Source organism: Ligilactobacillus equi DSM 15833 = JCM 10991, assembly GCF_001435735.1.
In the GTDB taxonomy this organism is placed as follows: domain Bacteria; phylum Bacillota; class Bacilli; order Lactobacillales; family Lactobacillaceae; genus Ligilactobacillus; species Ligilactobacillus equi.
In genome coordinates, this window is sequence record NZ_AZFH01000129.1 from 1 (window position 1) to 225 (window position 225).

Annotated in this window: 1 protein-coding gene; it reads left to right on the forward strand. The window is 39.1% G+C overall.

The genetic code is table 11. The features are described 5' to 3' along the window. The coding region (locus FC36_RS12190; RefSeq protein WP_202813095.1) for a hypothetical protein at nt 1–225 on the forward strand (225 nt) is incomplete at both ends.

Sequence of the window (225 nt, forward strand, 5' to 3'; positions counted from 1 at the left end):
GGAAAAAAAACTGAAAAATTGGCCGACGGCCAAATATCACTTTTATCCGATGAGGAGCTTGAAAATCTGGCCACAGAAGAGGATGAAACTACTGTGGTAATTGAGAAAACCGTGCCTACTCGTCGCACTCCAAAAAAGAAAAAGTTATCGGGAAAACGCAATAAGATCCTAGATCAATTTGAACAACGAGATGTTATTCATGATGAACCAGGAAAGATGTGTAAA